Source organism: Amycolatopsis sp. NPDC006125 (assembly GCF_040614195.1).
In the GTDB taxonomy this organism is placed as follows: domain Bacteria; phylum Actinomycetota; class Actinomycetes; order Mycobacteriales; family Pseudonocardiaceae; genus Amycolatopsis_E; species Amycolatopsis_E tucumanensis.
In genome coordinates this window covers 1-9,728 of record NZ_JBEXTZ010000170.1, presented here as the reverse complement: position 1 = coordinate 9,728, position 9,728 = coordinate 1, and the positions used below count along the sequence as shown (strand labels likewise).

Below are 9,728 nucleotides of genomic sequence, written 5' to 3'. Positions count from 1 at the left end.
GTCGAAGTCGTCGAAGTCGTCGAGTTCGACCTCGTCGGACTCGTGACAACTCGTTAGCGCCGGTTCATTCCGGGTTCACTTCGCGATACGGGAAAGAGTACCTTGACCCCGCTGATCGGCGACCAAAAGCAGGCTGTGGATCGGGGGCGGGGGAGGTCTGGGGCTTGGTCGGTCCGCTTGCGTTGCCGGCTTGCGTTGGAGGGGTGGCGGAGGGCTGGGGTGTGGTCGGCCCGCTTGCGTTGCCGGCTTGCGTTGGGGAGGTGGGGGAGGGTCGGGGTGTGGTCGGGGCCCCTTGCGTTGCCGGCTTCCGTTGGCGAGGTGCGGGATGGCCTGGCGCGTTGGTCTGCCCGCGCTGCCGGCTTCCTGTCCGGCACGCTGCAACCACCGTCGCAGGCGGACTGAGCTACACCTGGCTCGTGGCGGGGGTTGGCAGCGCTGTGGGCAGGTAGTCCGCCGCCACGAGCTGGGGGCCGCCGTTGCCTGGCGCGGCCCGGAACGAGAGCACCCACACCGAGCCCTTCTTGCTCGGCACCTTCTCACCCTCATCCACCGGCAGGCGCAAGCCGTCGCGGGCCGCCAACCTCGTCACCAGGTCCGGGATCACCCCGCCCTGGCTGCACACCACGGGCGTCCCGCCGACGGACACCAGCGCCAGCAGCCTGGCGAGCCCGGCGTCCCGGTCGTCCCAGTAGTGTTCCTCCGCCATCAGGTCCTCGTGCTCCACCGGCACACCGAGGTCGTCCGCCAGGCCGCGCACCGTCTGCTCGCACCGCAACCGGGGAGCGGCCACCACCCTGTCCGGACCGAACAGCGGCAACAACGCCCGCAGCGCGGCCGCCTGCCGGATGCCGCTCGGGGACAGCGGGCGCAGGTCGTCGTCACCGCGCCACTCGTCCCGTTTCCCGGCCTTCGCGTGCCGCACCAGCAACAGCGTGGTCAACCCCGCCGGCAATGCTTCGAAAACCTCGAGCACCGACCGGTCACTGTCGTACGACAGCAAGCCGGCCGCCTCCGCGGGCGTGAGCCACCGAAGCTCGTCGACCTCCTCGTTGGGCTCGAAAGCCCCCGAAACAGCCGCCGCGCTGTAGTAGTCCACCGACTTCGGCCCGGCCGCCACCGAGTACCGCACCGTCCGCAGGTGCCGCCCCAGGCGGGCCCGGAAACCGGTCTCCTCGGCGATCTCCCGCACCGCCGCGGCGGGCAGGGTCTCCCCGCTGTCCAGCTTCCCCTTCGGCAGCGACCAGTCGTCGTACCGGGGACGGTGCGCGACGGCCACCTCGACCCCGCCCGGACCGGTCCGCCACAGCACCGCACCCGCGGCGCGGACACGAACAGAACTCACCCGTTGGCCCCGTGCTTCTTCAACAACTCGTTCTGGTGGTCGCGGACCTGCGTGGTGTCCGCGGGCGACGGCTGCCACTCCCCGCTGTCGGTGAGCACCCAGCACCGCGTCGCCGGGTCCAGCGCCGAATCGAGGATGTCGTCCAGCTGCCTGGTCAGCCGCGCGTCCTTGACCTGCACCATCGCCTCGATCCGGCGGTCCAGGTTGCGGTGCATCATGTCCGCGCTGCCGATCCAGTAGGTGCGCCCGGCGAGGAAATGGAAGATGCGGGAATGCTCCAGGAACCGCCCGAGAATGGACCGGACGGAAATGTTCTCGGACAGTCCGGGCACGCCGGGTTTCAGGGCGCAAATACCCCGCACCACGATCTCCACCGGAACCCCTTCGGCGGAGGCCCGGTAGAGCGCGTCGATGATTTGCTCGTCGACGAGCGAGTTGCACTTGATGCGGATACCGGCTTCCGCGCCGGCGTGCTTGTGCTCGATCTCCTCATCGACGAGGCGCAGGATGCCGCGCCGGATCCCGGCCGGCGAGGTGAGGATGTTGCGGTAGGTGTCCTGCCGCGAATACCCGGTCAGCACGTTGAACAGGTCGGTGATGTCCGCGCCGATGTCCGGGTCCGCGGTCAGCAGGCCGACGTCCTCGTAAAGCCGCGCCGTCTTCGGGTTGTAGTTGCCGGTGCCGATGTGGCAGTAGCGGCGGATGGTCGAGCCCTCCTGGCGCACCACCATCGCGACCTTGCAGTGCGTCTTCAGCCCGACGAGCCCGTAGACCACGTGCACCCCGGCCCGCTCCAGGGTGCGGGCCCAGGTGATGTTGGCCTCCTCGTCGAAGCGGGCCTTGATCTCCACCAGCGCCACGACCTGCTTGCCGGCCTCGGCGGCGTCGATGAGCGCGTTCACGATGGGGGAGTCACCGGAGGTGCGGTACAGGGTCTGCTTGATGGCCAGCACCTTGTCGTCCCGGGCGGCCTGCTCGATGAACCGCTGCACGCTCGTGGAGAACGAGTCGTACGGGTGGTGCACGAGCACGTCGCCCTCGCGCAGGGTCGCGAAAACGCTCTTCGGCGTCTCGTGCTCACCGAACGCCGGGTGCGTGGCCGGGACGAAAGGGCGGTCCTTCAGTTCCTTGCGGTCCAAACTGGAAAGCTGCATCAGGCACGTGAGGTCCAGCAGCCCGGGCACCTCGACCACGTCGTGCGGGTCGACCTCCAGCTCCCGCAGCAGCAGGTCGAGCACGTGCTCGCTCATGTCGTTGGCGACCTCGAGCCGCACCGGCGGGCCGAACCGGCGCTGCGCCAGCTCCCGCTCCAGCGCCTGCAACAGGTCCTCGTCGCGGTCCTCGTCCACGTCCACGTCGGCGTTGCGGGTCACCCGGAAAACGTGGTGCTCGGTGACCTCCATGCCGGTGAACAGCTCACCGAGGTGCGCGGCGATCAGCTCCTCCAGCGGCAGGAACGTCGCGACGCGGCTCTCCCGCTGCTGCTCGACGCGGATCAGGCGCGGCACGTTGTTCGGCACCTTGACCCTGGCGAACCGCTCGGTGCCCAGGTCCGGGTCCCGCACCGTCACGGCGAGGTTCAGCGACAGCCCGGAGATGTAGGGGAACGGGTGCGCCGGGTCGACCGCCAGCGGCGTCAGCACCGGGAAGATCTGCTCGGTGAAGTAGTCCGACAGCCGCGCCTGGTCCGCCTGCTCCAGGTCCGCCCAGCACACGATCTGGATGTCGTGCTTGGCCAGCTCCGGGCGGACGTGCTCCTCGAACGCGGCGGTGTGCCGCTCCACCAGGTCCTGGTTGCGCTTGGCGATGTAGGCCAGCTGCTCGCGCGGGGTGAGCCCGTCGGCGCTGCGCACCGGCAGCCCGGTCTCGTCGCGGCGCTTCAGCCCGGCCACCCGCACCATGTAGAACTCGTCCAGATTGGACGCGAAGATGGCGAGGAACTTGGCCCGCTCCAGCAGCGGTTGGGACGCGTCCTCGGCCAGGGCCAGCACCCGGGCGTTGAAGTCCTGCCACGACAGCTCGCGGTTGAAGTACCGGTCGTCGGGCAGGGACGCGGGCGGCAGGTCCGACGACGGGGTCACCGCCGGCGGCGCGGACGGGATGGCGCGGAATCTCGTGGGCGCGGCGGTCTCGCCGGACGCCGGTTGGGTCGTTGCCGGGGGGTTGGTCTCGTCGCTGCTCACTCTCGCATTGTTCCTTACTTCGGGCCTGGCTGCCGATACTCCGAGTGAGAGATTGAGCAGTTCACCCGTGCTCCGCAGGACCACCCGGAGCAGTTCGCCCAGCGGCCGGGTGATGTTCACGCCACCTCCCGTGAGCAGAGCACGGCCCGCGTCCGGTCGCCGACACCCAGGCGGCAGGCCTCCGCGAGGTCCGCCGGGGTGTCCACGTCCCGGCGCAGGGTCGGCAGGTCCAGCTCCAGCGGCACCGCGCCGGACCCGGCGTGCGCCGCGGCCGAACCGGCGCCGAACCGCGGGTCCAGTGGCCCGCCAGGTTCGGACAGCAACAGCGTCGTGCCGGTGCCGTCGGCGTCCGCGACGAACACCCGCCTGCCCTCCGCCGCGGCGAGCGCCGCGGCCAGTTCCGCGGGGCGCAAAGCGGGCAGATCGGCTTGAATCGCCCCGACCACGGCGCCCGGGTCCCGCTGCCGGAGCAGCGCCTCGCCCTGCCGCAGCGCGGAGTTCAGGTCGCCGTCGCCGCGCTCGCCGACGACCTCCACACCGGGGCGTCGCAGACCGGACACGGCGGCCGGATCCGCGGCGAGCACCAGCAGGCGGACGCCGGCGTCGGTCGCCGCGGCCAGGGTGTCCCAGGCCAGGGCCAGTACGAGCGCGGCGTGGTCGCGCTCGTCCACCGCGCCACGCAGGCGGGACTTGCCTGTCCGCGGCGGCTTCAGCGGGACGATCAGGCCGGAGATTTCGACGGGTGCGGGCACACTCCCATCTTTCCGCAATCGTGCACCTAGGATCAGCTACCGGCAGCACACACCACAGCAGGAGGAGTCTTGGCCGGTCGTGAGAAGGGCGGGTTCTGGGTCGGAGCCGCCGCCGTGCTGTTCTACCCGGTGAGCTGGATCGGCAGGCGGGTCTACACCGGCGCCGAGCGCATCCCGCGGGAAGGTCCGGCGCTGGTGGTCATGAACCACGTCTCGCACATGGACCCCGCCGTCGACGCGGTGTTCATCCACCGCCAGAAGCGCGTGCCGCGGTTCCTGGCCAAGGACAGCCTCGCCCGCACGCCGATCTTCGGGAAGATCCTGGTGGGCGCCGGCAGCATCCCGGTCTACCGCGGGTCGGCGCAGGCCGGCGACAGCCTCCGCGCCGCGCACCAGGCGCTGCAGGAGGGCAAGGTCGTCGTCATCTACCCCGAGGGCACCATCACCAAGGACCCGAACGGCTGGCCGAAGCGGTCGCACACCGGGGTCGCGCGGCTGGCGCTCGACAACGACGTCCCGGTGATTCCGGTGGCACGGTGGGGCACCCAGCAGATCCTGGACTTCTACCACAAGAAGGTGCGGCTGCTGCCGCGCACGACCGTGACGCACGCGGTGGGCGAACCGGTCGACCTGTCCGCCTACCGCGGCAAGCCGCAGACCGGTCCGGTGCTGCGGGAGGTGACGGAACTGCTCATGGAGCGGGTCACCGAGCTGCTGGCCGACGTCCGCGGTGAGCAGCCGCCCGCCCGCAAACCCGAGGCGGCGGACTGACGATGGTGCAGCGCATCACCGTGCTCGGCGCGGGTTCGTGGGGCACCGCGTTCGCGAAGGTGCTCGCCGACGCGGGCCGGGACGTGACGATGTGGGCCCGGCGGGCGGAAGTCGCCGGGGAGATCCGCGAGCGGCACACCAACAGCGGGTACCTCCCGGGCATCGAACTGCCCGCGAACCTGACGGCGACGCACGACCCGGCCGAGGCGCTGGCGGGCGCGGAGGCGGTCGTGCTGGCCGTGCCAAGCCAGAGCCTGCGCGCGAACCTGTCCGGCTGGCGGGAACTCCTGCCGCGCGGCGCGATCCTGGTCAGCCTCGCCAAGGGCGTCGAACTCGGGACGCTCAAGCGGATGAGCGAGGTGATCGCCGAGATCAGCGGCGTGTCCGGCGACGAGATCGTGGTGGTGTCCGGCCCGAACCTGGCACGGGAGATCGCGCAGGGGCAGCCGGCGGGCGCGGTGCTCGCGTGCGCCGACCACGACCGCGCGGTCGCGATCCAGCAGGCCAGCTTCAACTCCTACTTCCGGCCCTACACCAACACCGACGTGGTGGGCTGCGAGGTCGGCGGCGCGGCGAAGAACGTCATCGCGCTGAGCTGCGGCATGGCGGTCGGCATGGGGCTGGGGGCCAACACCACGGCCACACTCATCACCCGCGGGCTGGCGGAGATGGCGCGGCTGGGCACGAAGCTGGGCGCGGACCCGCTGACGTTCGCCGGGCTCGCCGGGGTCGGCGACCTCGTGGCGACCTGTTCGTCCCCGCTGTCCCGCAACCGCACGTTCGGGGAGCGGCTCGGTCGCGGCGAGACGCTGGAGCAGGCGCAGGCCGCGGCCGGCGGGCAGGTCGCCGAGGGCGTGATGTCCTGCACGTCCATCCGCGAACTGGCCCACAAGCACGGTGTGGACATGCCGATCACGGACGCGATGCACCGCGTGTGCCACGAGGGGGCGGACCCCCGCCAGGTGGGCGCCGAGCTGCTCGGCCGCCGCCAGAAGCACGAGTGGTCCTAGTAGGTGGAACGGATTTGACGCCCGCCCGGCCGGCTGGTTGGGTGGGCGCCATGACGACGCGTGGCCTGACGACCCGGCGGGATCTCCGCCGCGGTCCTGTGCGCTGCGCCGCGCTGTGTCCTTGTTGTTGTCGCTGACCCAGCCCAGCCTGCCCGACAACCACCTTCTTCTTTCAAGGACACCTCTTTTCATGTTCGCCGTTCCGGACAACACCGTTGCCCTGACCGAGAAGCCCGTCCTGCGCCACCCGGTGCGGGTCGCGCTCGAGTTCGCCGCCGACCGCGACCGCTGGCGGCACCTGCTGCGCTACGACCCGGACGAGCGGTTCTCCGCGCTCGTCGAGGCGCGCGACGACGAGGAGATCTGGCTGATGGGCTGGCTGCCCGGCCAGCACACCGACCTGCACGACCACGGGCACTCGACGGGCGCGTTCACCGTCGTCAGCGGCCGTCTCACCGAGACCGTCGCGCGGCGCGGGGTGACCGAGGTGCACGCGTTGTCGGCGGGGCAGTCGCGGGTCTTCGGGCCGGGATACGTGCACCAGGTGCGCAACGACGGCCCGGACCCGGCGATCAGCATCCACGTCTACCGCAGCGGTGGCCGGGTCATGCGGTCCTACCACCTGGATCCGGTCACCGGACCGGTCCGCGACTGACCTCCTCGCCCGTTCGGGAAAGGTTCCCGGGGAGTTCGCCGCATCCGGGCGGAACCTCACGATCGCTGCGGTAGCCTGCGCGTTGATCACCGGATACACGCGCAGGGGAGCAGGATGCAGCCGAATCTGAGGCCGGGGGAGGACTTCCAGCACTTGCTCGAACAGCAGGTGCGGGAGATGCAGCAGAAGGCCGCGGCGCTGCAGGACGCGCTCGGCGAGGCGTCGGCGACGGTGCGGTCGAAGGACGGTTCGGTGACCGTGACGATCGCGCCGAACGGTGCGCTGCAAAGCCTCGAACTCGGGCACCGCGCCTGCGACCTCGGCCCGGCGCGGCTCACCGCCGCGATCATGCAGGCTGTGCGGGAAGGTCAGCGGCAGGCCGCGCGCGCCGTGTCCGACTCGTTCACCGCGATCGCGGGCGACGGCGAGTCCGCCGAGGTGATCAGGAGTTTCCTGCCGCCGGTCGAGGACGAGCCGGAGGACTTCGCCGAGCCCGAGGCGGAAGCGGCACCGCCGCCTCCGCCGCCGGTTCCGCCGGTGTCTCCGGTGCAGCAGCGTCCCGCGCCGCGGCGGCCGCGCCCGGCGTCCCCGGCGGATGACGACGACGAGATGAGGCCGTGGTGAGCGGTTCCGGTTTCGAGGTCGATTCGGCTCCGCTGGTGTCGTTCGGCCAGCACCTCGACCAGTTGACGGAGAACCTGAAGGGCACCGCCGGGGTGGTCGGCGGGTGCGTCGGCGACATCGGCATCTTCGGGATGGTCGGGCAGATCTTCGGCGCCGGCGTCACGTTGTGGTGCGGCAAGGCCGAAGACCAGCTCAACAAGTACTCGGGCACGATCAGCGAGTTCGCCGACAACGTGCGCGAGGCTGCGAAGGCCTACGACGCGCACGACTCCGAGACGGCCGCCGGACTGCTGGGGTTCAAGGCATGAGCGAGTACAAGCCCGGGGACGTCGGCCTGCACATGGCCGAGAAGTGGCAGACCGGCGCCGGGTTCTTCGACGCCGCGGTCAGCCTGAACGAGGCCGTCAAGGAGAACGACAAGGTCGCGATCGGCATCGGCTCGGCCGGTCTCGCGCTGGAGACGCTGGGTCTCGCGCTCGACCCGATCGGCAGCCTGCTGACCGCCGGGATCGGCTGGCTGATCGAGCACATCTCGGTGCTGCGGTGGCCGCTGGACATCATGTGGGGCGACCCCGAGGGCATCGCGGCGGCCGAGGAAGCGGTCAAGGCCGAGAAGGAAAAGCTCGAGCAGTGGGCGCAGGACCACCAGACCAAGCTCGCGACGCTGATGGAGAGCTGGACCGGTGAGGGCGCCGACCAGTTCCGCAAGAGCATGGAAGCGGTGACCGACCAGCTCAACGCGATCGGCGGTTACCTGGAGAACGCCGGGAAGTCGATGAAGGTCGCAGGCGGTCTGGTCGGCGCCTTCCGCGGCATCGCGCGCGACCTGATCGCCATGCTGCTCGCGACGATCATCAAGGGCGCGCTGATCGCGGCGGCGCTGGCGCCGGTGACGTTCGGCGCGTCGATCGCGATCTTCATCGGCACGACGATCGGCATGGTGGCCACCGCGCTGGGCAAGATCGGCGCGAAGATCGCCGAGCTGACCAGGAAGCTGGTGGATCTGGGCGCGTCGCTGAGCAAGCTCGGCAAGGCCGGTGACGACCTCGCGGGCGCCAAGCCGCCGTCGGTGAAGCCCGGTTCGAGCGGCCCGGCGCCGGCGAACACCGGTGCGCCGGTGTCGAATGGGCCGAAGCTGAACGACCCGCCGCCGGCTCCGGTTGTGGGGCCGAAGCCTGCGGATGCTGCGCCGGTGTCGGGTGGGCCGAAGTTGAATGATCCGCCGCCGGCTCCGGTGGTGGGGCCGAAGCCTGCGGATGCTGCGCCGGTGTTGGGTGGGCCGAAGTTGAATGATCCGCCGGCGGCTCCGGTGGTGGGGCCGAAGCCTGCGGATGCTGGGCCGGTGTCGAATGGGCCGAAGCTGAACGACCCGCCGCCGACTCCCGCTCCGACTCCGAAGCCCGCGGATGTGGGGGCCGTGTCGGGTGGGCCGAAGCTGAACGACCCGCCGGCGACTCCCGCTCCGACTCCGAAGCCCGCCGATGTGGGGGCCGTGTCAACTGGGCCGAAGCTGAACGATCCGTTGCCGACCCCGGCTCCGGTGCCGAAGCCTGCGGATGTGCCGCCGGTGTCCAGTGGGCCGAAGCTGGACGATGCCGTCACGACTTCGTCCGCCGCACCGAAGCCTGCTGACCCACCGCCCTCGCCGGTGTCGGGTGGGCCGAAGCTCAACGATCCCGCTCCGGCGCCCAAGCCTGCGGATGTGCAGCCGGTACCCGTGCCGCCGAAGCTGGACACCTCCGCCACGGCTTCGCCGAAGCCGACGGACAACGCGTCTGGTTCGCCCAAGCCGACGGACAACGCGCCTGGTTCGCCCAAGCCGACGGACAACGCGCCTGGTTCGCCGAAGCCGACGGACAACGCGTCTGGCTCGCCGAAGCCCACGGATCAGTCCCAGCCCGGCGGTTCGAACCAGTCGGGCAACAACCAGTCGGGCAACAACCAGCCCGGCAACAACCAAGCGGGCGACAACCAGCCGGGCACCAACAACCAGCCCGGCGACAACACACCGGGCGGCAACCAGTCGACCCCGGATCCCACGCACCACCGGTTGTCCGAGCAGATGTCGCAGGCCATCAAGAACGAGCTGGCCAAGATCGAGGGCGTCACGCCCGAGACGCTGGCCAAGTTCGACAAGATCAGCAACTTCTCGGTCGCCCAGCTGGGCAAGCTGTTCGGCGAAGAGGGCGCCGCGAAGTTCGAGCAGGCCATCAAGTACATGACGGACCCGTGGTTCGGCTACCGCGGCCTGGCAGGCAAGACGATCATCGACATGATCAAGGGCGTCCCGACGAGCGTCGGCAACGTCACCGGCGGCGACGACGACTGACCGGCGGCCCCGCGCTCCGCACCCGGCGGAGCGCGGGGCTCACCGCGGGGCTCACCGCGGGG

At 70.7% G+C, this 9,728-nt stretch carries 9 protein-coding genes; 6 read left to right on the top strand and 3 right to left on the bottom strand.

Going from position 1 to position 9,728, the window contains the following annotated elements; translation table 11 throughout:
* Positions 1-403: 403 nt before the first annotated feature.
* From ABZ193_RS42065 to cofC, 3 genes are all read right to left on the bottom strand, one after another.
* Entirely contained in the window at positions 404-1,342 is a 939-nt protein-coding gene (locus ABZ193_RS42065; RefSeq protein ID WP_354714368.1) for an NUDIX hydrolase, read from the bottom strand.
* Positions 1,339-3,525, bottom strand: coding sequence for an RNA degradosome polyphosphate kinase (locus ABZ193_RS42060; RefSeq protein WP_020421982.1), 2,187 nt, complete (start codon positions 3,523-3,525; stop codon positions 1,339-1,341). The genes ABZ193_RS42065 and ABZ193_RS42060 overlap by 4 nt, the downstream gene beginning before the upstream one ends.
* 116 nt (positions 3,526-3,641) lie before the next feature.
* Positions 3,642-4,277 carry a 2-phospho-L-lactate guanylyltransferase gene (cofC, locus tag ABZ193_RS42055; RefSeq protein WP_354714366.1) on the bottom strand — a complete coding sequence of 212 codons (636 nt, stop codon included), beginning with the start codon at positions 4,275-4,277 and terminating at the stop codon, positions 3,642-3,644.
* A 69-nt stretch (positions 4,278-4,346) separates the two neighbouring features.
* On the opposite strand from cofC, the gene ABZ193_RS42050 reads away from it, so the two are divergent.
* The 6 genes from ABZ193_RS42050 (at position 4,347) to ABZ193_RS42025 (ending at position 9,666) form a co-directional block, all read left to right on the top strand.
* On the top strand, positions 4,347-5,048 hold the full coding sequence (locus ABZ193_RS42050; RefSeq protein WP_020421984.1) for a lysophospholipid acyltransferase family protein: 702 nt from the start codon (positions 4,347-4,349) through the stop codon (positions 5,046-5,048).
* A 2-nt stretch (positions 5,049-5,050) separates the two neighbouring features.
* Complete coding sequence (locus ABZ193_RS42045) at positions 5,051-6,058, top strand: NAD(P)H-dependent glycerol-3-phosphate dehydrogenase (RefSeq protein WP_354714364.1); 1,008 nt, start codon at positions 5,051-5,053, stop codon at positions 6,056-6,058.
* A gap of 190 nt (positions 6,059-6,248) precedes the next feature.
* Positions 6,249-6,713 (top strand): cysteine dioxygenase family protein, encoded by a 465-nt coding sequence (locus tag ABZ193_RS42040; RefSeq protein ID WP_017987486.1) that lies wholly within the window; start codon positions 6,249-6,251, stop codon positions 6,711-6,713.
* 114 nt (positions 6,714-6,827) lie between these two features.
* Positions 6,828-7,337: a YbaB/EbfC family nucleoid-associated protein gene (locus ABZ193_RS42035; RefSeq protein ID WP_020421987.1), complete on the top strand. Its 510-nt coding sequence runs from the start codon at positions 6,828-6,830 to the stop codon at positions 7,335-7,337.
* Positions 7,334-7,645, top strand: coding sequence for a type VII secretion target (locus tag ABZ193_RS42030; protein ID WP_308191148.1), 312 nt, complete (start codon positions 7,334-7,336; stop codon positions 7,643-7,645). Before ABZ193_RS42035 ends, ABZ193_RS42030 begins: the two co-directional genes overlap by 4 nt.
* A complete protein-coding gene (locus ABZ193_RS42025) occupies positions 7,642-9,666 on the top strand; it encodes a hypothetical protein (protein ID WP_354714362.1) in 2,025 nt (674 codons plus the stop codon). The genes ABZ193_RS42030 and ABZ193_RS42025 overlap by 4 nt, the downstream gene beginning before the upstream one ends.
* Positions 9,667-9,728: the final 62 nt, after the last annotated feature.